This window comes from Roseobacter sp. HKCC-CH-9208 (assembly GCF_037805125.1).
In the GTDB taxonomy this organism is placed as follows: domain Bacteria; phylum Pseudomonadota; class Alphaproteobacteria; order Rhodobacterales; family Rhodobacteraceae; genus M30B80.
This window is the reverse complement of sequence record NZ_JBBLYK010000001.1, coordinates 423,756-448,511: the sequence shown is the minus strand read 5'-3', so window position 1 is coordinate 448,511 and position 24,756 is coordinate 423,756. Positions and strand designations below refer to the sequence as shown.

Genomic DNA, 24,756 nt, shown 5'->3' with positions numbered 1-24,756 from the left:
GTCCAAAAACCATGATGTCTGATAGTCAGCCACGCGCAAAAAGGTCAAGCGCTCTGCTGTGTCCAAGGGAGTTTTCAATTTCATGAAGTCGATGCGCTTGTTGATGGTAGCTGACACTCTAACCGGTGGAGGTGCAGAGCGCGTGATCCTAGACTTGGTAAATGCATCTACAAAGCGTGAAGATGTTGAAATCATCTTGGCAGTTTCGAGTAAGTCGGGAGCTTTAAAAGATGCCTTTCCAAAATCAACAAAAATTTATGAATATGGGGCCTTTCGTGCAGTCCATAACGTGGTGCATAATGCATTGCGGCTTCGCGAAATATGCAAATCTGAAAACATTGACGCGATCATCTCTCACATGACAACCGTCAATAAGGCAGTATTAAGGGCGAAGCTCATATTTCCCTCACTGCCAGACGTTTACATTGTAGAGCATACAGAGATCGCACGTCAGCTCTTCGATATTCCTTCAGCATGGAAACGCTTCACAAGACCGATTGAATTTCGACTTCTTTACCCAAGGGCTAAAAAAGTTGTGACAGTGTCGCGTGATATTGGCGTGGAATTGAACAAATACTGTCGAATTGATCCGCAAAACTTCCTGACAATTTTAAACCCAGTTGATCGATCACGCGGACACATTACTGTCGCGGATGTGATAGTGCCGGGGCCAAGAGGTAAGTCTGTCATATCAATCGGTCGCCTTGATGGTGTGAAAAATTTTAAGGCGTTGATCCACGCCTTTGCGAAGGTTGTTTCCGCGAGAGGGCATAGTGACGACCGTTTGGTCATCTTAGGTGATGGGTATCAAAGAGACATACTTATAAATCTTTCGCGTGACCTGCGGATTTATGAACAAGTTTCATTCCCTGGTTTTGTGAACAATATTTATTCTTATCTCAAAGCATCAGATTTATTTGTTTCGACGTCTCGATACGAGGGGCTTGGCAATGCAATGTTAGAAGCGATTTCTGCAGGCATTCCATGTATTGCAACAAAAACCGCCGGAGCGCAGGAATTAAAACGCCATGTCAACTCAATTTCAGTTGTCGAGCAGGACGATGTTGTTTCTTTGGCGAGCGCGATTTTGCAGGAGCTCGAGCAGCCAAATCTAATTGTCAGTGATGAGGATCAAGACTTCATTCAAACTCTCAACCCTGAATGTGTCTTGCAAAGGTACATGGATTTGGTAGGCGGGGCGCAACGATGCAGTTAATGAATTTTCTAAGGCCACGGACAGCATCGGCAACGGAAGTCTTTTTTTTAACAATCGCTCTTTTTACGCTTCCAATTTTTGAGGCGCCGAAGAATATCGCGAGCTTTGGATTTCTGTGTGCGTTTTTATTCCAATCTCTGCGTTTTGGCAGTTTTGGCAAGTCTAGTCCTTTTGATATACCCATTTTGGGGCTCATCTCTGTTTTGTGGGTTGCTCCCCTGTTCTCCGAATATGGCACAATGGTTGCCCCGGTTTCATACACTGCTGGATGGACCATGATCGGACTTTTTGCACTTTGTGCGGCGCGTTTGGACTACCATTCGCGCCATTTAAACGTTTTGTTTTCAGCGTTATTATTCGGGGGGGCGTGGGCCGTAGCCGATAGTTTACGTGTTTGGGACTTGAAGCCTTATCCTGAATTTCGTTCCGTTGGACATGTAAATCATTCTTCGATGTATTCCCTTATCCCTTTGTCTGTCGGTCTTGCGACGCTGTTTGCAAGGTCGTGGCCTCTTAAATTTTTTGGCTTGATCGGAATTTTAGCAACTTTGGTTTATTTGCCGCCATCACGCAGTCTAGTTGGCGGCATTGCAATTTTTTCTTTGTTTATGGCTACAATAATTATTTGGGCTTGGGTCACTCGCGCATTGCGACCTGTTGTGGTTGGTGGATTTCTTTTAGCAGCGTTTGCCACTGGAATTACGTTTCTTCCCGCTTTTGACGGGTTTCGGTCGGAATTAGTCATGCGCGTTTCTAGTGAAGAATTGTTTTCTGGACGAGATAAGATCCTAAACACTGCCCTTGAAGTTTGGGATCGCAATCCAATCTTTGGCACTGGCTTGCGTAGCTTTGAGGTGGCAACGGCTGAACCTGTTGTTCGCGAGGAAGTCGAAGCTGACGGTCGTGACTATGATGCGGTTCAGTCGAATTATTGGTTTTACAACCACGGCCATAATTTGTGGGTTACCATTTTAGTTGAGCGCGGCGTTTTTGGTGTGGCAATGGTGGCATGGTTGCTATTTGCATACTTCAGAGGCTTCGTGCCAATAGCTATTGATCGTAAATTGGACGTACTATCAGACACTCGTGTGGCTGCGATTGCAGCCAGTTTGGTGGCGCTCGGCTTTGTTACTGCGGGTCTTGGAAATACCACGATGATTAATGAACACGGCCAGGCAGGCATGCTGGTCATTGCAATTGCTTGGGGCTTTTTACGCGGAACTGATGCATTGACAAAAAAGTAGGCAAAAACATTACATGTCACGATCGTTCGTCTTGGCAGCGTGGCAATACTTCTCTAACAGATGTTATTGGAGGAGATGCTGTGCCGCATGAACGTTTCAGATCTTTTTGGGAAAGCGTACGAGATTTTTCTGCGCCCATAAGTCTTGGCTTCACTGTGGTTATTTCCACTACATGGGGTATGGCGCAAAATACTGATACTGTTCCGACTAGCGCACTCAACCTGCCATCCACTCTTATCGCCGATCAAATCTATTTTGACCAAGATAGCCAATACTATCGCGCTATAGGCAGTGTGCAGATTTTTTATAATGGCGTTGAATTACGAGCACCTAGTCTTTCCTACGATGTGGTGAGTGATCGTGTGCTGGTAGACGGTCCACTTTACATTATTGACAATGCAGGGGGGCAAGTCGTCTACGGTGAATTCGCTGATATGTCGAGCGATTTGCAAGATGGTGTTATTATAGCTGCTCGGCAGCTAGTTGACGAAACTATGCAAGTGGCTGCTCAAGAGATGATCCGTCGCGACGGTCGTTATACAGAGTTTCCATACGTGCGTGCGTCCTCTTGCGAGGTGTGTGCGGAAAATGCGACCCCACTCTGGGAATTGCGTGCGCGGCGCGCGGTCCATGACCAAGAGACACGAAGTATTACGTACCGACATGCACAATTGCGCGTAGCTGGTACGCCAGTGTTGTACACTCCTTGGTTAAGAACACCTGACCCGTCGGTTCGACGTGCAAATGGCTTTCTCCCGCCTGTCTATTCTGTAAACTCTCGCCTAGGCTCGCGTGTTGGCTTGCCCTATTTTTACATGCTGGGAGACAGTGCCGATATTACAGTGACCCCGCAAATCTCGTTAGCGGGCGGATCGGATGCGGGGGACGGTGTGTTGCGCACTCTAGAAAGCCGATACCGCCAATCTTTCTTGAATGGTTACATTGAGCTCAATGGAGCCCTCAGCCGTGACGCTCTCACAGATGAAGACTTGCGTGTTTTCTTGTTTTCTAATGGACGTTTTGAATTTGATAACGAGATTGATTTGGTGTTTCAAACTCAGTCTGCGTCTGACCGCGCATACATAGCGACTTATGACTTCTTTGCAGATGGATCCTCAACTTTTGCAGGTGATGACATCAGATTTGCGCAAGATCGTCTCAGCAATTTTTTACGCTTTTCGCGAAGTAATGATGATGAATTACTAAGCTTTGATTTGTCGGGCTTTGCAGCTTTGCGAGAACCAAATTATGACTACAAATCTCCGAACCGCCTTTTGGACGCGCAGTGGACTTTCTTCCGCGAAACTGGCGACATTGGAGGCCTGACCCTTAACTTTGGCGCTCAAGCTGAATACAACGAATTCGGAGCGATCAACCCGCGCCGCCGCGATGTAGATCGCGCGATGGCCAATTTTATTTGGTCTGGTGGACTGGATGCTGGTGAAATCCTACGCATTGATACAGATTTGGCCTTGTTCTTGGATCGCTACGGCATCCATGAAGACGCTGTTTTTTCTGATGTGCAAACTAGTACAGCTGGGCTTGCGGCAACGCGCATGAGTTGGCCACTACAGTTTGAAGGTCCTTATGGTGGCGTTCAGAACTTTACTCCTTCTGTTGGTATTATGACGTACGAGGCTGGACGTGTGTCAATGCCGTCCCTTGACGGATCGATAGACACTATTGATGCTTTTAATCATGCAAATCTGGCCCGCTTTCGCCGAATTAACCGAAGTCAGAATGATCAATATGATGTCACTGTCGCCGATGTAGACCTGACATATCGCTATGCTGCTGCAAGCGGGTTCTATTTTGGCGGCTCATTTGAACGTGACCAAATCTTGTCCGGCGGCAACCCAAATTTGCAATCGGGTGAGCTGTATACCCTCCGTTTTGGTCAAATGACCGGTCATCTACAGTTCTCTGGAACAAGTAGGTTTAATCCAGATTTTGTACGCGTTTCAGATGTGTTTACAGTCACACAAGCATTGGAACACGTCACTCTGGAGGGTAGTTACACACGTATCGAGCCAGATGAGGCTTTGGGAAATCAAACAGCTGAACTAAGCTATGACCTCGGCCTGACAGCGCAAATTACTCAGGAAGTCCAAGCTACGATCGGTATAGCCCATGACAGATACGCGGCAGATCGTTCTTTTGTCACAGGGCGTATCGCTTTTGATAATACGATGGACTGGCGCTCGTCTTTGGGTTGGACATACGACAGTGACGATAATGATTTTGACGATCTTGTCTTTGACATTGGACACAAACTTGATTGGGGGGGGGAATTATTTGCAATTTACGGCCGCGAAAATGACACACTTAAGCGTGTTGGGGTTGGTCTAGCTTTTGATAATGAGTGCCTACGGATGAGCACTTATGTTTCCCGTGTCGAGAACCGTGTTGCAAGTTTAACGCCAATTACTCAATTGTCCCTAAATTTTGAGATCGGTAGTTTTGGAGCTGGATCTGGGACACAGACACGGAAATGCATGTGAGCTAAATGCTCCTGCTCGATGTGAAACAAGTTTTCCGAAAGAAAGAATGATATATGACAAAAATACGAAAAGCGGTGTTTCCTGTCGCAGGTTTTGGCACCCGTTTTCTTCCTGCCACAAAGGCAATGCCAAAGGAACTTTTGCCAATCGTAGACAAGCCCCTAATCCAATATGCGGCCGAGGAGGCGGTAGCTGCCGGCATAGACACTCTCGTATTTGTGACTGGGCGCAACAAACGGGCAATCGAGGACCACTTTGATAATAATCTCGAGCTCGAGACGGCCTTACGTGCTAAAAACAAACATGAACAAGCAGATATGGTGAAAAATATTTTACCTGATGGCGTCGAATGTATTTTCGTACGCCAGCCCGAGCAGCTGGGACTTGGTCACGCAGTTTTATGTGCTGAGCGAGTTGTGGGTAATGAGCCGTTTGCCGTTTTGTTAGCGGATGATTTTCTTACATGCAGTGGTAGTGGTGTAACTGTCGATTTGGTAAATGCGTTTGCAGCTTCTGGAACATCTCAACTCAGCGTTATGGAAGTGCAGGGCGCTGATATTGCGAAATATGGTGTGGTTGTTCCTGGGGTTGAGGCTGGATCTGTTGTTGGGCTAGTTGAAAAGCCTGCCCCAAATGAAGCACCTTCAAATTTGGCAAGTATTGGTCGCTACGTTCTTACGCCCGATATTTTTGATATACTAAGGCATCAAGCTGCAGGGGCTGGTGGAGAGATCCAGCTCGCAGATGCCATAGATACACAGGCCAGAAACGGCAAAGTGTCTGCTGTGATGTTGCAAGGGCGGCGCTTTGACTGTGGAAGCGTGAAAGGATATTTAAGTGCTATTATGCATGTTGCTGCCACTTTGGATGAAGGCTGAAATATAGAGTTTCAGTTTTTGCTTCAAATAGTAATGCGGGGCTCCTAAATTTTGGAAAATTAAAAATTTTTGATTAGTGTATCAAAACTTTTTAGCCATGAAATTTAGTTCAGTTTCTGTGTTTTATGTTGAATTTAGTGTCTTTGAGAGAAGCAAATATGACTGATCGGTGGTATTTGGTGCAATTCAAACCCAATTCGCACAGCATTGCCTTGCGCAATTTGAACCGCCAAGGATTTGAAACTTTCCTACCGATGCTGAGTGTCACATCCCGCGTTGGTGCGCGGTTTATGTCCAAGTCCCGCCCGCTTTTCCCAGGCTATCTCTTTGTCGCGCTAGATGCGGGGCAAGGGGCGTGGCGCAAGATCAACTCGACCTATGGGGTGGCGCGCATTGTTTCCTTCGCAGGACAGCCAAGCCGCGTTCCCCATGATTTGGTGGCGGGATTGCAGGCGCGGTGCGATGAGGCGGGGGTTTTGACAGCAGCCAGTGATCTGGCCCCGCAAGATCAGGTGGCCTTGCAAAAGGGCCCGTTCTCGCAATTTGTTGCGACAGTCGAAAGCTTGGATGAGGATCAGCGCGTTTGGGTTTTGATTGACCTGATGGGGCAAAAAACCCGGATCAATGTCGCGCGAGAGGATCTCACAAAATCCTAAATGAAAAGCGGTCCCGCGAGGGGACCGCTTTGTAGGATCAATCTAGGCCTTTAACATCTATCTGTGCATCCGCCTTTGGGTGGAACAATTTTTGGATCAGATAGACCCCCACTGCACCGCCAAGGCCGACCAGATCGGTAAACAACCCGCCTTCAATCATGAAGAGCGCTGCAGCGATGAGAATGGCGCGCAAGAACCACGGATTGCGGGCGCCCATGAACCACCCCTGCACACCTGAAGACAACAGGAACACGCCGAAAATGGCGGTTGCCCCTGCGCGCAGGATTTCAAGCGTGGTGCCATCCATCAGCAAGGCGGAGTTGTAGAAGAACATGAAGGGCACGATGAATGCGGCGATCCCGATTTTAAATGAGGCCACCGATGTCTCCATCGCGTTCGCACCCGATATCCCAGCCGCAGCATAAGAGGCCAGAGCCACGGGTGGTGTAATCGCCGAGACAACAGCGAAATAGAACACGAAGAAATGCGCAGTCAGCTGCGGAATGCCAAGTTCAACCAAGCCCGGTGCCACCACCGAGGCCGCAACCGCATATGCGGCTGTGGTGGGCATGCCCATCCCAAGAAGGATTGCGATACACATCGCAAAGAACAGCGCCAAAACTTGGCTTACACCTGCCAAATCCAATAACAGTGATGAGAAGCGCGCACCGACACCTGTTAGGCTGATTACACCCACGATGACACCAGCACATGCGCAAACCGCGATGATCTGGATGGCCATGATGCCAGCCAATTCAAACGCCTTGAGGATCTCCCGTGGCCCCATACCCGCGACCGAGGCGGCAGGCAGGCTTTGTGGGAAGAAGCGCACCATCAAGACGGGCATCCATGAGATGACGGCTGCACTGAGCGTGGCCAAGGTGCCCGCACGGATGACGGAATAGCCCTGGAACAAAGCATAGATGAGTATCAGGATGGGCAAGAACAGATAGAGCTGCTTCAAAAGCAGTTTCAATTTTGGCAGCTCATCCTCGCGCATTCCGCGCATTCCCAATTTAGCGGCCTCAAGATCGACCATGAAATAGACCGAGACGAAGTAGAGGATCGCGGGAATGATCGCTGCGATTGCGATATCCTGATAGGGGATGCCTGTGATCTCGGCCATGATGAATGCGCCTGCGCCCATGATGGGGGGCATGATCTGACCGCCTGTTGATGCTGCAGCTTCCACCGCGCCTGCGGTTTTCTTGTGATAGCCTACCTTCTTCATCAAGGGGATGGTCAGCGACCCTGTCGCCACAACGTTACCTGCGGAGGTGCCGTTGATCATGCCCATCAGGCCGCTTGCAAAAATGGCCACTTTGGCAGGGCCGCCGCGTGCGCGTCCTGCTGCTGCAAATGCGAAATTTACGAAATAATCACCAACCTTAGAGGCCTGAAGGAAAGCCGCAAAGATGATAAAAAGGATGATGTATGTTGAGGATACCGCCGTGGTTGGCCCAAGGATGCCCGCATCCGAATAAAGATGGCCAAAGAAGCGGTGCCACGTATAGGGGTTGCGCACGGCCAAAATACCCGGCAGCAAATGCGCAGTAAATGTGTAAACAAGAAACACGCCTGTGATGATAACCAATGCCAGACCGGCCACGCGGCGCGTCAATTCCATGATCATTGCCGTGCCCGCTGTCGCTGCGAACGCCACACCGATTGGTACAAAGGGCGTGCCTACCGAATTGCGTGCTGCGGTAGAGAAAATGGGCACAAGATAGGCGGCAACTACAATTGCGCAGAGCGCCAGAACCAAGTCGCTGGTTGCGAAGCTATCGCGTGGCTTGCGTTCAAACCAACCCAGGATTATGGCGCCGAATGTCGCCACTAAGAGGGGCATACCAAAATTCCAAATCTCGGTTTCATAAATCTCTGTTCCGGGGAAGGCTGCCCATGACACAAGCCCACCCATTTCTGGCAATGTGCCAGAGGAAATCAACCGCCCAAAGGACAACGCAGACCACAACGCCAGAGCTGCGGGTATGAACAAGGCATAACCCGCTTTTGACAGAAGCGCTGTATCTCTTGGAGCCTTTACTTCATCGACCCAAGTGTAAGCAGCATAGACGACAAAGCCTAAGACAAGCGCGCCTGCAATGTGAACAATTCGAAAATTCCATGTTTCAAGCGGGAATTGCGGCAAGAGTGGCAGGTCTATGCCAGTCATAGCCGAGATAGAAATTCCGTTCAAAGCGGCCATGTGGAACCCGGCATAGAGGGTTGCTAGGATGGCCACTGCGATCATACGAGTGCCTGCAAACAGGCGGCGGTTACTTTCAACGGGTTCCTGATCTACACCTTCGGCGATGACGGGACCTGTCTCAACGATCACTTCAAGTTCGTTGGTTTTGGTCTTTGAGTTATTAGTCATGATGTTGCTTCCGCTATGCCATTAAGTGCAAAAGAAAAGGCGCGCGAAAGGTCCATTACTTTCGCGCGCCCTGTAGTTTAAATATTAGCCGCCGAAAATTTGATCAGCAGCGATGGTCGCGCCCGCGTTTTCATTGAACCAACGTGCCGCGCCTGGGTGCCACATCAGAACGCCGTTCTTGTCCCAGTGTTCAGGTAGGGTAGAACGGGCTGCTTTATGGATATCTACCATGCGCTGGTTGTCGGACATTACAACATCCACAACTGCATATACAAAGCTCTCTGGCAGATCACAGTTGGCGATGGAGAAGTTCCACATGGAAACGGAACGGGCAGGTGCTTCCAGTGTCGTGTAGGCATCAGCAGAAATATTGAACTGCGACACGGGGAACGCTTCCAGGATCTGGGCCTGTTCTGCTTCTGTGAATTCAATGATGTTGATGTCTGTTTGAACTTCAAGCTGGCTCACCGCTGGTACAGGAACGCCGGCTGCGAAAGCGATCACGTCCAAGAGACCATCCTGCAACTGACTTCCAAGATCTGACCAGCCACCATTGCGGCGCTCAAAGTTTACACCCAACTCTTCCATCATGCGTGGGAAGTAGGTGTCAGACGTCGAACCCGCGGGGCCAAAGCCGATGCGCGCGCCATCAGGGATTTCAGAGATGCTTGTGATGCCCGATGAGGACAACGCAGTCACCGAGAATGGTGTTTGGTACATTGGGAACATTGCACAAGCATTAGTCATTTGCAGACCAGGTGCGATTGGGTTGGTGCCTGCCAGAGATTCTGCTGCGGGGCCCATTGTGGTCATACCGAAGGCTACCTCGCCGGTGTGAACAAGCGCCATGTTCTGCATCGGGCCGCCAGTGACTTCGCCGCCGCCAGTCATGCCCAATTCTTCTGCAACGAGGTTTGCCCAGCCAGCACCGTAGGCAAAGTAGGTGCCACCTTGCGATGCAGTACCGACAGTAAAGCTTTCAGGCCAGCCAGTGCGATCCATATGGCCATCTGCAAAAGCAGCAGAAGCGCAGATCGCAGTGCTCATAGCAAGTGCAGTCAATTTGGTGAGTTTCATGTCAAAATTTCTCCCTTAACTCATATCTTGCCAGCTGTTGTTCTTTGGAGAGCACAAGCTGGATGCGGTTTTTCATGCCACTATTAAACTTCTGGGAGCTAATGAGGCGAACCGCTGGCCGTTATTGTAGTTTAAATGCGGTTAAGGCAAGGCAGTTGGCGCTAACAATTTTTATGATCGATAATAATTTGCCATTGGATGGCATCTTTCTGCTTTCTCCATGCTAAGCCGATTTCAGAGCCCTCGACCCACGTTTTTAAAAAGCTGTAACGTTGCGTTTCCCCTTTTATGTCTCGGCTTTTCTGCTTATCTACTTGTCAAAATTAAGGACAACTCTCAATGAATGTGATGCCAGCAGGCGCCTCTTGGATTGATCGCTTTATGGGTCTTTCGCGGCTAGAGCCGCGGGTGCGCGATGTTCTGACCGAGCGCGCTACCACGATTTCCATTCGCGAAGGCACTATCATTTTTGGGCCGGGAAAGCGGCCTGAAAACCTTCTTTTACTGCTTGAGGGCACAGTGCGCGTGCAGCAAACATCGGACACAGGGCGCGAGGTGATTCTTTATCGCGTCAATGCAGGGGAAAGCTGCGTAATGACCTCGGCCTGCCTACTGGCATATGAAGATTATTCGGCCGAAGGCATCGCAGAAACGGCGGTTGAGGCGGTTGCTATCCCGCGGAGTGTTTTTGATGATCTGATCAGCCGATCAGAAAGTTTCCGCACCTTTGTGTTTTCCGCCTATTCGCGGCGCATGACCGATTTGTTCCATGTAATCGAAGAAATTGCGTTTCGCCGCGTAGACATTCGGCTTGCACAGCGGATTTTAGATTTGGCCAAAGATGATCTAATCCAAGCCACCCATCAGCAAATGGCCGCCGAACTTGGCACAGCGCGCGAGGTCATTTCCCGTCAATTGGCCGAATTTCAGCGCCGCGGTTGGATTAGTCTGTCACGAGGGCAGATCAAAATTGAGGCGCGTGGTGACATCGAAAAACTGTCGCGTTCCGAGCAGTGAGCATCGGTTGTAATCCACAGCCCTAAAAAATTTTTGGCTTATGTGACAACATCACTGTCAGCGCTGATATGATTGTGTAGATTGATTTTCAGCGAACAACGTAACCAGTTTAATCACGCATGAAATAAGGACGAATCTCTGCTGCCTTGATTTTACGCGCAGACATATGGACGTAAGATGGAAACCGAATTTACACCACTTCTTTCCGCCATTGGCGGTGTTTTAATCGGCCTTTCGGCCGTCCTCTTGATGCTGACATTGGGTCGCGTCATGGGTGCGACAGGTATTTTGACGGGCGTTTTGGCGCCTGCCAGCCGCAGTGATTTTTCGTGGCGCGCGGCCTTGGTGTTGGGCATGGTAACTGGCCCCACCGCACATTTCTTTTTGCGCGGTGAGATGCCCGAGATCAGCGTCCCCGGCTCGATGCCGATGCTCTTGGTCGGTGGCTTTATCGTTGGGCTTGGCGTCACCTTTGGCTCTGGCTGCACATCGGGTCACGGTGTTTGCGGCATGGCGCGACTGTCAAAGCGGTCAATCTCCGCAACTTTGACATTCATGGTAACAACCGCGATCACTGTTTTCGTGATCCGCCACGTGATCGGAGGCTGATCTGATGCGCTATATTTCAACATATATCATCGGCCTGATTTTCGGCCTCGGTATTTCGCTTTCGGGCATGTCAAACCCTGCAAAAGTGATAAATTTCTTTGACGTTGCGGGCAGCTGGGATCCAAGCCTTGCCTTTGTGATGGGCGGCGCTTTAATCGTCACCTTTATCGGGTATCGCTTGGTTCTGCCGCGCCCTTCTGGCCCTATTTTTGAGGGTAAATTTGTCCTACCAACCGCGACCAAATTAGACGCGCGCCTCTTGGGTGGATCGGCTCTGTTTGGGGTGGGTTGGGGTATTGCAGGCTTTTGCCCTGGCGGGGCCTTGCCCGCAATCGGCACTGGTCGCCTCGATGTCTTGGCCTTTGTCGCAGCGATGCTTGTCGGTATTTTCGTGGCCCGCGCCATCATAGCGGCGCGTCAAAATGCCGAACTGGATTCAAATGTGAAACGCGCCTGACTGAAACGATCGTCTTTAAGGAGCAAAAAAATGACCACCTTCCCCGTAAATATGAATGTTCAGCCTGAGGTTGCGTCGTTCTTTGATCCTGCGACCAATACAATCTCCTATGTGGTCAAAGATCCCAATTCCAATTCCTGCGCGATTGTCGATAGCGTTATGGATATCGACTATGCGGCGGGCAAGATTTCCTATGAAAATGCCGATGCGATTATCTCTTATGTCAAGGAAAAGGGCCTCAAAGTTGAATGGCTGATTGAGACCCATGTTCACGCTGATCACCTGTCGGCAGCACCTTATATCCAAGAAAAACTTGGTGGGAAAATCGGTATTGGTGAAAATATCATCACCGTTCAGGAAACCTTCGGCAAAGTGTTCAACGAAGGCACTGAATTCCAACGCGATGGCAGTCAGTTTGACGCGCTCTTTAAGGATGGTGATGTCTACGAGATCGGGGGCCTACGTGCCTTTGCAATCTACACCCCTGGCCACACGCCCGCTTGCATGACCCATGTGGTTGGGAATGCGGCCTTTGTGGGCGACACGCTGTTCATGCCTGATGGCGGCTCTGCGCGGGCGGATTTCCCAGGCGGGGACGCAGGCACGCTCTATGACAGCATTCAGAAAGTTTTGGCTCTGCCCGATGAGATGCGTCTCTTTATGTGCCATGATTACGGCCCCAATGGCCGCAATATCGAGTGGGAAACCACAGTGGGTGATGAAAAAAAGCACAACATCCACGTGGGCGAGGGCAAGACACGCGAGGAATTTATCAAGTTCCGCACCGAGCGTGACGCGCAGCTTGATATGCCGAAATTGATTATTCCCTCATTGCAAGTGAATATGCGTGCAGGTGACATCCCGACAGACAAGGATGGCCGTCCAATGCTCAAGGTGCCTTTGAACTTACTTTGAGCCTCTTGTTATCATAACTTATCAGTCTCCGTTTATTGCCAGGACGAACGACAATGGAAATCAAGACCATCAATGCCGAGATTTCGGTTGCAACGCAAATCAAGCCTGATGATGTGCAGAAATTGGCTGATCAGGGCTTTCGGGCGTTGATCTGCAACCGCCCTGATGGCGAGGCGGCTGACCAGCCGAATTTTTCGGAAATCGAGGTGGCCGCGGAAAAGGTGGGTCTTGAAATTCGTAATCTTCCGATTGTGTCGGGCAAAGTTACCGACCAAGACGTCGCAGATTTTGGCACTGCAATGCAGGAATTGCCGCAACCCATTTTGGCCTATTGCCGCACGGGCACGCGCTCGGCCACCTTGTGGTCGCTGTCTCAAGCCGGCCGAATGTCGGTTGCCGATATTTTGGCGGCAACCAAGGCGGCAGGCTATGATATGGAGGGCGTTGTGCGCCGTATTGCCGATGGCGGCAAAACTCCGACAGATCGCGCTGATGCCAAAGGGCCGCGAATGGATGGTGAAACCTGAAAAGATCAGCGCAAGCTGAGTATAAGATTAGTCAGGGCCGCGTCTGGCCCTGACCGCTAAACTGCCACGACACCTAGCGTGCCGCGTGCCAAAACCCTACCGCTAGACGACAGGCAATTGTCCCATGAAGAAGCTCTCCCATTACCTCCCCGTCCTTGATTGGGGGCGGACATATAATTCTAACGCCTTTTCCAATGATATGATTGCGGCTGTGATCGTGACGATCATGCTGATCCCGCAATCGCTGGCTTATGCGCTTTTGGCGGGCTTGCCGCCTGAGGCGGGGATTTATGCCTCAATCGCGCCCATCATTCTTTATGCCATTTTCGGCACAAGCCGCGCTTTGGCGGTTGGCCCTGTGGCGGTGGTGTCCTTGATGACCGCTGCTGCCGTTGGACAGGTCGCCGAGGCGGGCACAATGGGCTATGCCATGGCGGCCTTAAGCCTTGCGATGCTGTCGGGCGCGATGCTGCTATTTTTGGGCATTTTCCGCCTTGGGTTCTTGGCCAACTTTCTCAGCCATCCTGTGATCGCAGGGTTTATCACCGCCTCTGGCATCTTGATTGCGGCAAGCCAGTTCAAACATATCATCGGCGTGCAGGCCAGCGGCCATACATTGATTGAGATGGTCATTTCCTTGGTCGAGCATCTTGGTCAGATCAACCCGATCACTGTGGTGATTGGTGTGTCGGCGACCGCGTTTTTGTTTTGGGTGCGCAAGGGCCTGAAGCCGCGGCTTTTGGCCATGGGAATGGTGCCGCGCATGGCTGATATTGCGCAAAAAGCGGGGCCTGTTGCGGCCGTTGTTGTGACAACGCTTGCCACTTGGGCCTTTGGGTTGGCGGATCACGGCGTGGCGATTGTTGGGGATGTGCCCCAAAGCCTTCCGCCCTTGACCCTGCCTGATCTGTCACCAAGTTTATTGGGGCAATTATTTGTGCCCGCGCTGTTGATCTCGATTATTGGGTTTGTTGAATCGATTTCGGTGGCACAGACCCTTGCCGCCAAAAAGCGGCAGCGCATCAATCCCGACCAAGAATTAATTGGCCTTGGTGCGGCCAATTTGGGCGCGGCCTTTACGGGGGGCTATCCTGTGACGGGTGGTTTCGCCCGTTCCGTGGTCAATTTTGATGCAGGGGCTGAAACACCAGCGGCAGGGGCTTATACAGCGGTGGGTTTGGCCATTGCGGCCGTGGCATTGACGCCATTGGTGTTTTTCCTTCCCAAAGCCACGCTTGCGGCCACGATCATTGTCGCGGTGCTGAGCCTTGTCGATTTATCAATTTTGAAAAAAACATGGGGCTATTCCTTTGCCGATTTTGCGGCGGTGGCTGCAACCATTGTGCTGACCTTGGGCTTTGGCGTTGAGACGGGGGTTTCAGCAGGGGTGATTTTGTCAATCTTGCTGCACCTTTACAAAACCTCGCGTCCCCATGTCGCCGAGGTGGGCCTTGTTCCGGGAACGCAGCATTTTCGCAATATCAACCGCCACAAGGTTGAAACGGCGGATAGCCTTTTGACCATTCGGATTGACGAGTCGCTGTATTTCGCCAATGCCCGCTTCCTTGAGGATTTGGTGTTGGATCGCGTGGTTGAGGATTGTCCGATCAAGGATGTGGTGCTGATGTGTTCTGCGGTGAACGAGATTGATATGTCCGCGCTAGAAACCCTTGAGGCGTTAAATACGCGCCTCAGTGACATGGGCGTGCGGCTGCATATGTCCGAAGTGAAGGGGCCTGTCACCGACCGCCTCAAGCGCAGCCATTTTCTGAATGAATTGTCAGGCGAATTGTTCCTGTCGCAATATGATGCGTGGGTCAAACTCTCGGGCAAGGCATGACAGCGTGCCTCAGGGCGGCGGGGGGTTACTCCGCCGCTTGTGCTGGGGTTTTGCGCAGACGGATCACGACATCCAATTTGGATATCTCATAACCCTCGGGCAAATCGGGCAGGGCCGTGACCTTTAATTGGCCCGCAGGCGCATCTTCAAGCTGACCTGTTTCTTCCATGAAGAAATGCGGATGGTCATCCATGCGGGTGTCAAAATAGCTGCGCGCGCCATCCACGATAACCTCGCGCATCAGCCCTGCATCGCAAAAGGCCCGCAAGGTGTTGTAGACGGTCGCAAGGGACACTGGATCACCCGCCGCTTGGGTCGCTGCGTGCAAGCCTTCAGCCGTCACATGGCGATGATGACCATCTCCCACCAGCAAAGTCGCAAGTGAAAGGCGCTGACGGGTCGGGCGGAGTGCCGCCTGTGCCAGCCAGTTTGTGCTGCGCTCTAGGGCTTCGGGTGTCATCATTGGTCAATGTCCTGCCAGTTCTGTTTGTAATATATGCCCTAAGGTGTAGGTTTTTCAATTCGTTTGTCGAAATTGACGCAGTTGGGCGTCAAGTGGCAGGATAAAACCTTAGGCAAGCTGTCGCAAAATCGTTACCTTTGCTGCGCGCTGCCCTTGCATGGGGTGCAAACGCAATGGTAAGTCGAATGAACACGATCGGACAGGCCGCCCCTCGCGGGTGCTCGGCAAAAATAAGCAGGGGAGGCAGAGCATATGTCGCAATATCCGACACGCTTTGACAGAGATGATCTATTGAAATGCGCGCGCGGCGAATTGTTTGGGCCTGGCAACGCGCAATTGCCCGAGCCGCCGATGCTGATGATGGATCGCATCACCGATATTTCCGAAGATGGCGGTGCACATGGCAAGGGCCATGTGATTGCAGAATTCGACATCAAGCCAGATCTTTGGTTTTTCGACTGCCATTTTCCCAATAACCCAATCATGCCGGGCTGCCTTGGTCTTGATGGCCTGTGGCAATTGACGGGCTTCAATCTTGGTTGGCGCGGATGGCAGGGGCGCGGATATGCGCTTGGCGTGGGTGAGGTGAAACTGACTGGTATGGTGCGCCCTGATCGCAAAATGCTGACCTATCATGTAGATTTCACCAAAGCCGTGCAAACGCGGCGTCTGACAATGGGTGTCGCCGATGGTCGGGTTGAGGCCGATGGTGAGGTGATTTACCAAGTCAAAGATATGAAAGTCGCCCTTTCAGGAAGCTGATTGGAAGCGGTTCGAATACGCAAGAAGGAGCTTTGAATGCGCCGCGTTGTCGTTACGGGATTGGGCATTGTCTCACCCATCGGGAATAATGCCCAAGAGGTTTCCGCAGCTTTGAAAGCGGGGCAGTCTGGGGTTGAGTTCAACCCTGATATGGCCGAGCGCGGGTTTCGAAGCCATGTCTCGGGCACTCTGAAAATTGATGTGACCAAACATGTCGATAAACGCGCCTTGCGCTTTATGGGGCCGGGCGCCGCCTATGCGCATATCGCGATGGCGCAAGCCATTGCGGATGCTGGCCTGTCTGAGGCCGACGTTGTGAATGAACGCACAGGTCTGATCGCAGGCTCAGGCGGGCCATCCACCAGCGCCATGTTGGCTGCGCATCAAACAGTGCTGAATTCGGGCGCAACCAAGCGCGTTGGGCCGTTTGCTGTGCCCAAATGCATGTCCTCGACCATCTCGGCAAATCTTTCGACCGCCTATCAGATCAAGGGGATCAATTATTCGATCACTTCGGCCTGTTCGACCAGTTTGCATTGCATCGGGGTCGCAGCTGAACAAATCATGATGGGCAAGCAAGATGTGATGTTTGCAGGTGGCGCGGAAGAATTGGATTGGACCTTGTCCTGTCTCTTTGACGCCATGGGGGCGATGTCCTCAAAATATAATGACACACCCACAAAAGCGAGCCGCGCCTTTGATGCAGACCGTGATGGTTTCGTGATTGCAGGGGGCGGCGGCATCGTTGTTTTGGAAAGCCTTGATCACGCGCTGGCGCGCGGTGCCAAAATCTATGCCGAGGTCACGGGATTTGCCGCAACATCGGATGGGCATGACATGGTTGCCCCATCGGGCGAAGGCGGTGAGCGCGCGATGCGTCTTGCGCTGCAAACCCTGCCTGAGGGGCGCAAGGTCAGCTATATCAACGCGCATGGCACATCCACACCCGTGGGGGATGTGGGCGAGGTTCAGGCGGTGCGCCGCGTCTTTGGCGAGGGTCAGACCCCGCCAATTTCCTCGACCAAATCCATGACGGGCCACAGCCAAGGGGCCACCGGCGCGCAGGAAGCGATCTATTGCTTGCTGATGTTGGATCAAGATTTCATTGCGCCTTCGATCAATGTGGAAACCCTTGATCCCAATTTGCACCCAAGTGAGATTGCCACCACACTCGTTGAGGCGGCAAATCTGGATACGGTGATGACCAATTCATTTGGCTTTGGCGGCACCAATGGCTCGATGCTGTTGTCGCGCTATCGGGGTTAGGGGATTATGGCGGATTTGATGAAGGGTAAGCGCGGCCTGATTATGGGGGTCGCGAATGATCGCTCTATCGCATGGGGCATTGCCAAGGCCATGGCAGATGAGGGCGCCGAGCTTGCCTTTAGCTATCAGGGCGAGGCCTTCGGCAAACGGGTCGAACCGCTTGCCGCATCCGTTGGATCGGACATTTTGATTGATGTTGATGTGACCAATGATGCCTCGATGGAGGCGGCATTTGCGGCACTCAAAGAGAAATGGGGCACACTCGATTTCGTGGTTCATGCCATCGCTTTTTCGGATAAGTCCGAATTGACGGGGCGGTTTTCCGATACAAGCCGTGCGAATTTCTCGAATTCCTTGGAAATCTCTTGCTACTCTTTCATTGATGTCGCCCGCCGCGCATCGGAATTGATGCCTGAGGGTGGCACATTGTTGACACTGACCTATCAAGGTTCAAACCGCGTGACGCCATTTTACAACGTGATGGGCGTGGCCAAGGCGGCCTTAGAAAGTGCTGTGCGCTACTTGGCCAATGACCTTGGCCCGCAAAATATCCGCGTCAATGCCATCAGCCCAGGCCCAATGAAAACCTTGGCAGGGGCCGCAATTGGGGGCGCGCGGAAAACCTTTAAGACGACCGAGCTGAACGCACCCTTGCGCGCCAATGCCACGCTAGAGGCGGTTGGGGGAACGGCGGTCTACCTCGCCTCTGACTATGGGGCCTGCACCACGGGCGAGATTGTGCGCGTGGATGGCGGCTATCACGTTCTGGGCATGGCGCAGCCTGAGAATTTGTGACGAAGGCTAAAATATGATCGGCTCGGGCGGGTGTTGGGCCGCCCTTTGGCTGATTTTGAGACGCGTTAGAAACGGCGCGCCGCATTAAAAAACCGCCCCTGCATCTGGGGGCGGTTTTGTTTTTCTCATCAGCCTAAATTAGGCGATTTCGACCAATTCCACGGCAAAGGTCAAATCCTTGCCTGCCAGTGGGTGGTTTGCGTCTAGGGTGACTTCTTCATCGGTGACCGAGGTCACTGTGACGGGGATCGTCTGGCCGTCCGGGGTTTGCACTTGCAGGCCACCACCCACTTCAAGGGTCATTTCAGCAGGGATTTGCGCCCGTGGCACAGCCTGAACCGCCTCGGGGCGGTGGTCGCCATAGGCCTCAGCCGCAGCGATGGTCACCGATTTCTTTTCGCCTTGGCTCATGCCCGTGATGGCTGCGTCTAGACCTGCGATGATCTGACCTGAGCCAAGCGTAAAGCGCAGCGGATCGCGCCCTTCGGAACTGTCAAACTGGCTGCCATCGGCCAAGGTGCCTGTGTAATGAATGGCGACTGTATCGCCTGCTTTCGCCTGCGTCATGGCTGTCCTTTCGGATATTTTTGGGGAAATGAATATCACGGGGCCGCATCTTTGCAGGTGCCCGTATTGGGTTCTGTCTCAACTTAGGCGTTTCTACCCCAGATTGAAACCCCGTTGGTGAATTTTGCGATTGTGCACGCGAAGGCGGCTGATACTCTGACCCCGTAGATGCGCGAGAGGGGGGTATCTGATGGGCGAAACGGCCTATGTGACCGCCAAAGATGGGGTGAGCCTTGCCTATGATGACACGGGCGGGGCGGGGCCTGTTCTGCTCTGTCTTGCTGGTCTGACGCGTAATCGCGAGGATTTTGATTTTGTGGTGCGCGATTTTTGCGATCAGGCGCGCATCATTCGCCTTGATTTTCGGGGGCGGGGCGGGTCGGATTATGCGGATCCCGCCACCTACACCCCTTTGCAAGAGGCCGAAGATGTCGTGACCCTGCTGGATCATTTGGGACTTGCGCAAGCGGCGATATTGGGCACCTCGCGCGGGGGGATTGTGGCGATGATCATGGGGCTTACGGCGCGCGCACGGCTCAGCGGTGTTTGCCTCAACGATATTGGCCCCGAAATTATGCCCGAAGGGTTGTCCGCGATCATGGGTTATATTGGCCGCAGACCCAAGTTTCGCAGTTTGGCCGAGGCGGCGGCGGCCATGCCTGATCTGCACCCCAGTTTCCGCAATGTGCCCTCTGAAACATGGGCCGCCCATGTGGCGCGGCTGTGGCGCGAGGATGAGGCGGGACTGCATGTGCGCTATGATCCGCGCCTGCGCGAGGCGGTTGCGCCCGCCTTTGCCGCTGATGCCAAGCCCATTGATCTTTGGCCCTGTTTCGATGCTTTGGCCGCGCTGCCCCTTGCGCTGATCCGTGGGGCAGGGTCAAATATTCTATCGTGGGAGGTGGCCGAAAAAATGCGCGCCCGCAGGCCCGATATGATTTACGCTGACCTGCCTGATCGTGGTCATGTTCCCTTTCTCGATGAACCCGCATCACAGGCGGTGATATCCCAATTTCTGAAGGAGATCGCATGAGCGATATCGCGCAAATCCGTGCCGCTGCTGCCCGCGCTAAGGGCCATGTGCGTCAAACCCCGCTCTTATCCGCGCCCGCCCTAGATGACATTGCGGGGCGTAGGGTTTTTGCAAAGGCCGAGGTTTTGCAACTGACAGGCAGTTTTAAGTTTCGCGGGGCGTGGTCTGCCGTCTCAAATTTACCTGCAGCAGAGCGCGCCAAAGGCGTGCTTGCCTTCTCATCGGGCAATCATGCGCAAGGTGTGGCCTATGCCGCCGCGCTGCATGGGGTGCAGGCCACCATCATCATGCCCGCCGATGCGCCACTAGCCAAGGTCGACAATACGCGCTTTTATGGGGCCGAAGTGATCCTTTATGACCGCAAAGGGGGGGAGGATCGCAATGTGATCGGCGCGCGCCTGCAAGAAGAGCGCGGCCTGCCTTTGATCAAACCATTTGATAATGCAGATGTGATCGCGGGGCAGGGCACCTGCGGGCTTGAGATAGCCCAACAGGCGCGCGAGGCGGGTATTGAGCGGGCCGAGGTTCTGGCCTGTTGCGGCGGCGGCGGGCTTTCTGCGGGCATTGCCTTGGCGCTTGAGGCGGATGCACCACAAATGCGCCTGCGCACAGTCGAACCTGAAGGGTTTAATGACACGGCCCGCAGTCTGGCTGCGGGCGAGATTTGTCGCAACACGGGGCCAGAAGCAGGGCTTTGTGATGCGATTGTCACCCCTGCGCCAGGGCAGTTGACCTTTCCCATCCTTAACCGCCTGGCAGGAGCGGGGATCGTGGTCAGCGATGACGAGGTGCGCGCTGCCATGCGCGCAGCCTATGCGCATTTGAAGCTGGTGGTTGAACCAGGTGGCGCGGTGGCCTTGGCCGCCGCACTCTATCATGGGGCCGAATTGGAGGGCGACACGGCCATCGTCACCTTGTCAGGGGGTAATGTTGATCCTGATCTCTTCGCCGATATTTTACGCGGTTGAGGTCGTGATCCCGCGTCCCTTGCTGACGAAGATCACGAGGGACGCCACCATCAGCAGGCTTGACACCAAGAAGGCAGCGCCCGGCAGGTAAAGGTTGGCCCCTTCGCGGGTGAACCAGAAAAACGCTTGGGTCATGACAAGGGGCGAGATGATCATCGACAAGGCGGAGCAGGAAGCAAGCACGCCTTGCAGGGCCCCTTGTTGATCTGCCCCTGCCGCGCGGGACATCAGCGCCTGCATCGCGGGGGCCACCACCGCGCCCACGGATGAGATCGGGATCAACACCCAAACCATCCATGCCTCAGGCGCAAACCCGTAGCCCCACAGCGATAGAATATTCAGGATCAAGCCATATCGCACCGCGCGCGCCTCGCCCAAATAGGACAGGATCGGTCGGATCAATGCGCCCTGTGTAACGGAAATGGCCACACCATAGGCCGCCAATGAGGCCCCAATCAGGCCAGTATCCCATCCAAAGGCGGCTTGGGTGTAATAGGCCCAGATCGTGGGGTAGACGAAATTTGAAATTTGATAGGCCAACATCACGGCTAAAAGCGGGGCGAGATTTGGCAGCGCCCCAATTTCCATGATGCCGCCCAAAGGGTTGGCCCGTGCCCATTTGAAGGGGCGGCGATTTTCGGCCCGCAGCGTTTCGGGTGCTACGAAAATCCCAAAGATCAGGTTTAATCCAGCCAGAAGGGCCGCCGCATAAAACGGCGCGCGCGGATCAAGCCCTCCCAAAATACCGCCCAGAACGGGGCCCAAAATAAATCCCATCCCAAACCCTGCCGAGATCAGCCCAAAATTCTGCGCGCGTTTTTCAGCGGGGGAAAGATCGGCCATATAGGCAAGGGCGGTGGCGTGGGTTGCAGCGGCAATGCCTGCAATAACCCGCCCCAAAAGCAGCAACCAAATCGAATTGGCTTGCGACATGATCAGATAATCCACCGTCATCACCAAAAGCGAGATCAGCAAAATGGGGCGGCGGCCAAATCGGTCTGACAGATTGCCAATGATGGGGGAAAAGATGAATTGCATCACCGCATAAGAGGCCGACAAGATGCCGCCCCAAATTGCGGCATCAGAGAGGGTGATCCCCTGCACCTCCTCAATAAGGTCTGGCATGACAGGCAAGATCAGCCCGATACCCATGGCATCAAGCGTCACTGTGATCATGATAAAGATGAGCGACAGGCGCATTGTCATAGACCCCTCATGCGAGGAGGGATGCGACTTGTCAAGCTAGGTTGACAGATGGCCTGTGGCCGCGATGAAGTCTGTGATCAAGGCTGCATAATCTTCGGGCGCCTCGACAGGGGGCAAATGCCCTGCATCGCGCATCAATTCAAACCGCGCGCCGTGGATCAGATCCGCCATCTCGCGCATCAGATCGGGCGGGGTGGATCCATCTTCGGCCCCCGCAATGACAAGGGTCTGGAGGCGCAAAGCGGCGGTGGTGGTGTAAAAATCACTGCCTGATATGGCCTCGGCCCCGGCGAGATAGCCTCTTAGGGAGACATTTTTCAGGCCTTCCTCAAAAGCTGCGTGTCCCCCTCTGGCGCGAAAGGCGCGGGTGAACCAACGCTCCATCAAGGCGGGGGCTGCGGCCGCCATGCCGCCCTTGGCGATTGTGGCAATGCGTGACTGCCACATCTCGCGCGTGCCGATTTTGGTGGCTGTATTCGACAGGATAAGTGCGCGAATGAGGTCAAGCCGCTTTGCCGCCAATCCTTGCGCTACCATTCCTCCAAGAGACAGACCCAAGAACATCACCTCAGAAAGCCCCAATTCATCCAACAACGCCTCAGCATCGCGGATCAGCATCCCCATGGAATAGGGGCCGTCTGGAATATCGCTCTGGCCATGGCCGCGCATATCATAGGCGATGATCTGCAAACCTTCGGGCAAATGCGGAATCACCCCATCCCAAAGCCGCGTGCTGCACCCCAAGCCGTGACATAGCACAAGCGCGGGGGCCTGATCGCCGCCCCATCGCTCAACATGATGGCGCACCCCGTTCAGGGTCAAATCGAAGGCGGTGTTATCTTTCGCGTTCATGGTCATAGCGCAATTTGGCGATTTGTTCATTGGCTTCGGCCTTTTGTTGCCGATGCAAATCTTCTTCGACATAGGTCAGATGGTGGCGGATGGCGGACCGCGCCGCCTCTCCATCGCGGGCTTGGATCGCATCATTGATCGCGCGGTGATGATCGAGCAGCAAATCGCGCGTTGTGCGTTGCTTGAACATGACCGAGCGGTTGTAAAACACACCTTCGCGCAGCAGATCAAACATAGAGCGCATCATATGGAGCATGATGACATTGTGACTGGCTTCAATGATCGCCATATGAAATTGCGCATCAAGATCAGCCTCATCCGCAGGGTTGCGCTTGGAATGGGCAGCTTCCATTTTGCGAAATACGGTGTCGATCACTTTGAGGTCAGTGTCCGAGGCAAATTGTGCGGCGCGTTCTGCGGCCAAAGCCTCCATATCTCGGCGGAAGGCCACATAGTCAAACACCGCCTCTGGGTGGCTGCCAAACAGGCGGATCAGGGCAGGTGAGAACGCAGACCCCAAGACATCGGCGACATAAATCCCTGCGCCTGCGCGGGTTGCCAGAAGGCCGCGATCTTGCAAATCGGCAATCGCTTCGCGCAGCGAGGGGCGCGAAACCCCAAGCCGCTCTGACAATTCCCGCTCAGATGGCAGCCGTTCACCAGGGCGTAATATGCCGCGCAAGATCAGCATTTCTATCTGGCGCTGCACAGAATGCGACAGTTTTTCGGCTTCGATCCGTTGAAATGGCATCCGCGCGCCCCTCCCTGATTGGTCAATTTATATGACCAGACAGGGCGCGGGGCAAGGAATTAGCACCTCATTGGGTGCTGGGGCGAATAAAGATTTCTACGCGGCGGTTTTGCTGCCGTCCCTCAGGGGTCAGGTTCGAGGCGACTGGTTCAGTTTCGCCACGGCCAAAACTGCGCACGCGCCAAGGGGCAACCCCCTCTTCAAGCAAGACTCCCGCAACCGCGCTCGCACGGCGCGAGGACAGATCCATATTATAGCCAGACGACCCCGTATTATCGGTGTGACCGATCACATCAACAGTCGTGTCAGGATAGGTTTGAAGGTTCTGCGCCAAGGCCCGCAAATCCGATTGCAGCATGGCCCGAATGGCGGCGCTGTCCGTGTCGAACAAGATGCCCTCGGGCAAGGTGACAATCAATTCGTCACCTGTGTTCTGGATCATGATGTTTTCATTATCCATCTGCGCCCGCAGATCAGCCGCTTGGCGATCTAGCATTGACCCAATCCCTGCACCAATTGCAGCCCCCGCTGCCGCACCGATCACGGTATCGCGGCGGCTGTTTTCTCCGTCACGGGTCGCGCCCAGAAAGCCGCCCAACATCGCGCCTACAATCGCCCCGTCACGGGTGCGGTTGGCGTTTGGATCAGCGGCGGTGCTTTGGACACAGCCACTCAACACAAGGGCAACCGCGCTCAATACGCCCAGAGATTTCACGCGCAGGCCTGCAGTCTGTTGCGCCATGGAACACCTTCTTTCTTGGTTATTTGCTCGTGCG

General features: G+C 53.3%; 24 protein-coding genes. 16 read left to right on the top strand and 8 right to left on the bottom strand.

Going from position 1 to position 24,756, the window contains the following annotated elements:
- The first annotated feature begins 82 nt into the window (after positions 1–82).
- The 5 genes from AAC621_RS02245 to AAC621_RS02225 all read left to right on the top strand — a co-directional run bounded on the left by AAC621_RS02245 (position 83) and on the right by AAC621_RS02225 (position 6,495).
- Positions 83–1,216: a glycosyltransferase gene (locus AAC621_RS02245; protein ID WP_340251795.1), complete on the top strand. Its 1,134-nt coding sequence runs from the start codon at positions 83–85 to the stop codon at positions 1,214–1,216.
- Entirely contained in the window at positions 1,207–2,460 is a 1,254-nt protein-coding gene (locus AAC621_RS02240) for an O-antigen ligase family protein (RefSeq protein WP_340251793.1), read from the top strand. The genes AAC621_RS02245 and AAC621_RS02240 overlap by 10 nt, the downstream gene beginning before the upstream one ends.
- A gap of 80 nt (positions 2,461–2,540) precedes the next feature.
- Complete coding sequence (locus tag AAC621_RS02235) at positions 2,541–4,961, top strand: LPS-assembly protein LptD (protein WP_340251791.1); 2,421 nt, start codon at positions 2,541–2,543, stop codon at positions 4,959–4,961.
- 53 nt (positions 4,962–5,014) lie between these two features.
- Complete coding sequence (gene galU / locus AAC621_RS02230; RefSeq protein WP_340251789.1) at positions 5,015–5,839, top strand: UTP--glucose-1-phosphate uridylyltransferase GalU; 825 nt, start codon at positions 5,015–5,017, stop codon at positions 5,837–5,839.
- A gap of 158 nt (positions 5,840–5,997) precedes the next feature.
- Positions 5,998–6,495, top strand: coding sequence for a transcriptional activator RfaH (locus tag AAC621_RS02225; protein ID WP_340251787.1), 498 nt, complete (start codon positions 5,998–6,000; stop codon positions 6,493–6,495).
- Positions 6,496–6,532: 37 nt separating this feature from the next.
- Here AAC621_RS02225 and AAC621_RS02220 read toward each other — a convergent pair whose 3' ends face one another.
- Together AAC621_RS02220 and AAC621_RS02215 are read right to left on the bottom strand one after the other, a co-directional pair.
- Positions 6,533–8,875, bottom strand: a complete 2,343-nt coding sequence (locus tag AAC621_RS02220) for a TRAP transporter permease (protein ID WP_340251785.1) — start codon at positions 8,873–8,875, stop codon at positions 6,533–6,535.
- Between the two features lie 84 nt (positions 8,876–8,959).
- Complete coding sequence (locus tag AAC621_RS02215) at positions 8,960–9,952, bottom strand: TAXI family TRAP transporter solute-binding subunit (RefSeq protein WP_340251783.1); 993 nt, start codon at positions 9,950–9,952, stop codon at positions 8,960–8,962.
- A 339-nt stretch (positions 9,953–10,291) separates the two neighbouring features.
- Between AAC621_RS02215 and AAC621_RS02210 the strand changes: the two genes are divergently transcribed.
- From AAC621_RS02210 to AAC621_RS02185, 6 genes are all read left to right on the top strand, one after another.
- Positions 10,292–10,969: a Crp/Fnr family transcriptional regulator gene (locus AAC621_RS02210; protein ID WP_340251781.1), complete on the top strand. Its 678-nt coding sequence runs from the start codon at positions 10,292–10,294 to the stop codon at positions 10,967–10,969.
- Between the two features lie 177 nt (positions 10,970–11,146).
- Positions 11,147–11,578 carry a YeeE/YedE family protein gene (locus AAC621_RS02205; protein ID WP_340251779.1) on the top strand — a complete coding sequence of 144 codons (432 nt, stop codon included), beginning with the start codon at positions 11,147–11,149 and terminating at the stop codon, positions 11,576–11,578.
- Positions 11,579–11,582: 4 nt separating this feature from the next.
- Positions 11,583–12,035, top strand: a complete 453-nt coding sequence (locus AAC621_RS02200) for a YeeE/YedE family protein (RefSeq protein WP_340251777.1) — start codon at positions 11,583–11,585, stop codon at positions 12,033–12,035.
- Positions 12,036–12,065: 30 nt separating this feature from the next.
- The gene (locus AAC621_RS02195) at positions 12,066–12,950 is read left to right on the top strand and encodes an MBL fold metallo-hydrolase (protein WP_340251775.1); all 885 of its coding nucleotides are present in this window, start codon (positions 12,066–12,068) and stop codon (positions 12,948–12,950) included.
- A 53-nt stretch (positions 12,951–13,003) separates the two neighbouring features.
- Positions 13,004–13,477 (top strand): TIGR01244 family sulfur transferase, encoded by a 474-nt coding sequence (locus tag AAC621_RS02190; RefSeq protein ID WP_340251773.1) that lies wholly within the window; start codon positions 13,004–13,006, stop codon positions 13,475–13,477.
- A gap of 124 nt (positions 13,478–13,601) precedes the next feature.
- Complete coding sequence (locus tag AAC621_RS02185; RefSeq protein WP_340251771.1) at positions 13,602–15,317, top strand: SulP family inorganic anion transporter; 1,716 nt, start codon at positions 13,602–13,604, stop codon at positions 15,315–15,317.
- Positions 15,318–15,342: 25 nt separating this feature from the next.
- Here AAC621_RS02185 and irrA read toward each other — a convergent pair whose 3' ends face one another.
- Positions 15,343–15,777: an iron response transcriptional regulator IrrA gene (gene irrA / locus AAC621_RS02180; RefSeq protein ID WP_317655772.1), complete on the bottom strand. Its 435-nt coding sequence runs from the start codon at positions 15,775–15,777 to the stop codon at positions 15,343–15,345.
- A gap of 255 nt (positions 15,778–16,032) precedes the next feature.
- Here irrA and fabA point away from each other — a divergent pair, with 255 nt between their 5' ends.
- Genes fabA through AAC621_RS02165 form a run of 3 tightly spaced genes read left to right on the top strand, consistent with a single transcriptional unit; the run spans position 16,033 to position 18,603 of the window.
- The gene (gene fabA / locus AAC621_RS02175; RefSeq protein ID WP_340251769.1) at positions 16,033–16,542 is read left to right on the top strand and encodes a bifunctional 3-hydroxydecanoyl-ACP dehydratase/trans-2-decenoyl-ACP isomerase; all 510 of its coding nucleotides are present in this window, start codon (positions 16,033–16,035) and stop codon (positions 16,540–16,542) included.
- 36 nt (positions 16,543–16,578) lie between these two features.
- Positions 16,579–17,808 (top strand): beta-ketoacyl-ACP synthase I, encoded by a 1,230-nt coding sequence (gene fabB / locus AAC621_RS02170; RefSeq protein WP_340251767.1) that lies wholly within the window; start codon positions 16,579–16,581, stop codon positions 17,806–17,808.
- Between the two features lie 6 nt (positions 17,809–17,814).
- Positions 17,815–18,603, top strand: a complete 789-nt coding sequence (locus AAC621_RS02165) for an enoyl-ACP reductase FabI (RefSeq protein ID WP_340251765.1) — start codon at positions 17,815–17,817, stop codon at positions 18,601–18,603.
- A 138-nt stretch (positions 18,604–18,741) separates the two neighbouring features.
- Here the strand turns inward: AAC621_RS02165 and AAC621_RS02160 are convergent, their stop codons facing one another.
- Positions 18,742–19,170, bottom strand: coding sequence for an FKBP-type peptidyl-prolyl cis-trans isomerase (locus AAC621_RS02160; protein ID WP_340251763.1), 429 nt, complete (start codon positions 19,168–19,170; stop codon positions 18,742–18,744).
- 190 nt (positions 19,171–19,360) lie between these two features.
- On the opposite strand from AAC621_RS02160, the gene AAC621_RS02155 reads away from it, so the two are divergent.
- A complete protein-coding gene (locus tag AAC621_RS02155) occupies positions 19,361–20,203 on the top strand; it encodes an alpha/beta fold hydrolase (protein ID WP_340251761.1) in 843 nt (280 codons plus the stop codon).
- On the top strand, positions 20,200–21,171 hold the full coding sequence (locus AAC621_RS02150; protein WP_340251759.1) for a threonine ammonia-lyase: 972 nt from the start codon (positions 20,200–20,202) through the stop codon (positions 21,169–21,171). Before AAC621_RS02155 ends, AAC621_RS02150 begins: the two co-directional genes overlap by 4 nt.
- On the opposite strand, the gene AAC621_RS02145 is transcribed toward AAC621_RS02150, so the two are convergent.
- The 4 genes from AAC621_RS02145 to AAC621_RS02130 form a co-directional block, all read right to left on the bottom strand.
- Positions 21,160–22,371: a TCR/Tet family MFS transporter gene (locus AAC621_RS02145; RefSeq protein WP_340251757.1), complete on the bottom strand. Its 1,212-nt coding sequence runs from the start codon at positions 22,369–22,371 to the stop codon at positions 21,160–21,162. The two genes, AAC621_RS02150 and AAC621_RS02145, sit on opposite strands and share 12 nt — an antisense overlap.
- A gap of 42 nt (positions 22,372–22,413) precedes the next feature.
- Positions 22,414–23,229: a 3-oxoadipate enol-lactonase gene (pcaD, locus tag AAC621_RS02140; RefSeq protein ID WP_340251755.1), complete on the bottom strand. Its 816-nt coding sequence runs from the start codon at positions 23,227–23,229 to the stop codon at positions 22,414–22,416.
- Entirely contained in the window at positions 23,213–23,980 is a 768-nt protein-coding gene (locus AAC621_RS02135) for a FadR/GntR family transcriptional regulator (protein ID WP_340251753.1), read from the bottom strand. Before AAC621_RS02135 ends, pcaD begins: the two co-directional genes overlap by 17 nt.
- 67 nt (positions 23,981–24,047) lie before the next feature.
- Positions 24,048–24,722 carry an OmpA family protein gene (locus tag AAC621_RS02130; protein ID WP_340251751.1) on the bottom strand — a complete coding sequence of 225 codons (675 nt, stop codon included), beginning with the start codon at positions 24,720–24,722 and terminating at the stop codon, positions 24,048–24,050.
- Between the last annotated feature and the right edge of the window lie 34 nt (positions 24,723–24,756).

Bases quoted from the DNA above. Each gene is read 5' to 3' on its own strand.
- fabB (WP_340251767.1), top strand. From the start codon at position 16,579: ATGCGCCGCGTTGTCGTTACGGGATTGGGCATTGTCTCACCCATCGGG.
- AAC621_RS02240 (WP_340251793.1), top strand. From the start codon at position 1,207: ATGCAGTTAATGAATTTTCTAAGGCCACGGACAGCATCGGCAACGGAA.
- AAC621_RS02245 (WP_340251795.1), top strand. From the start codon at position 83: ATGAAGTCGATGCGCTTGTTGATGGTAGCTGACACTCTAACCGGTGGA.
- AAC621_RS02190 (WP_340251773.1), top strand. From the start codon at position 13,004: ATGGAAATCAAGACCATCAATGCCGAGATTTCGGTTGCAACGCAAATC.
- AAC621_RS02155 (WP_340251761.1), top strand. From the start codon at position 19,361: ATGGGCGAAACGGCCTATGTGACCGCCAAAGATGGGGTGAGCCTTGCC.
- AAC621_RS02130 (WP_340251751.1), bottom strand. From the start codon at position 24,722: ATGGCGCAACAGACTGCAGGCCTGCGCGTGAAATCTCTGGGCGTATTG.
- AAC621_RS02135 (WP_340251753.1), bottom strand. From the start codon at position 23,980: ATGCCATTTCAACGGATCGAAGCCGAAAAACTGTCGCATTCTGTGCAG.
- AAC621_RS02215 (WP_340251783.1), bottom strand. From the start codon at position 9,952: ATGAAACTCACCAAATTGACTGCACTTGCTATGAGCACTGCGATCTGC.
- irrA (WP_317655772.1), bottom strand. From the start codon at position 15,777: ATGACACCCGAAGCCCTAGAGCGCAGCACAAACTGGCTGGCACAGGCG.
- pcaD (WP_340251755.1), bottom strand. From the start codon at position 23,229: ATGAACGCGAAAGATAACACCGCCTTCGATTTGACCCTGAACGGGGTG.
- AAC621_RS02160 (WP_340251763.1), bottom strand. From the start codon at position 19,170: ATGACGCAGGCGAAAGCAGGCGATACAGTCGCCATTCATTACACAGGC.
- galU (WP_340251789.1), top strand. From the start codon at position 5,015: ATGACAAAAATACGAAAAGCGGTGTTTCCTGTCGCAGGTTTTGGCACC.
- AAC621_RS02150 (WP_340251759.1), top strand. From the start codon at position 20,200: ATGAGCGATATCGCGCAAATCCGTGCCGCTGCTGCCCGCGCTAAGGGC.
- AAC621_RS02200 (WP_340251777.1), top strand. From the start codon at position 11,583: ATGCGCTATATTTCAACATATATCATCGGCCTGATTTTCGGCCTCGGT.
- AAC621_RS02185 (WP_340251771.1), top strand. From the start codon at position 13,602: ATGAAGAAGCTCTCCCATTACCTCCCCGTCCTTGATTGGGGGCGGACA.
- fabA (WP_340251769.1), top strand. From the start codon at position 16,033: ATGTCGCAATATCCGACACGCTTTGACAGAGATGATCTATTGAAATGC.
- AAC621_RS02220 (WP_340251785.1), bottom strand. From the start codon at position 8,875: ATGACTAATAACTCAAAGACCAAAACCAACGAACTTGAAGTGATCGTT.
- AAC621_RS02145 (WP_340251757.1), bottom strand. From the start codon at position 22,371: ATGCGCCTGTCGCTCATCTTTATCATGATCACAGTGACGCTTGATGCC.
- AAC621_RS02210 (WP_340251781.1), top strand. From the start codon at position 10,292: ATGAATGTGATGCCAGCAGGCGCCTCTTGGATTGATCGCTTTATGGGT.
- AAC621_RS02195 (WP_340251775.1), top strand. From the start codon at position 12,066: ATGACCACCTTCCCCGTAAATATGAATGTTCAGCCTGAGGTTGCGTCG.
- AAC621_RS02205 (WP_340251779.1), top strand. From the start codon at position 11,147: ATGGAAACCGAATTTACACCACTTCTTTCCGCCATTGGCGGTGTTTTA.
- AAC621_RS02225 (WP_340251787.1), top strand. From the start codon at position 5,998: ATGACTGATCGGTGGTATTTGGTGCAATTCAAACCCAATTCGCACAGC.
- AAC621_RS02165 (WP_340251765.1), top strand. From the start codon at position 17,815: ATGGCGGATTTGATGAAGGGTAAGCGCGGCCTGATTATGGGGGTCGCG.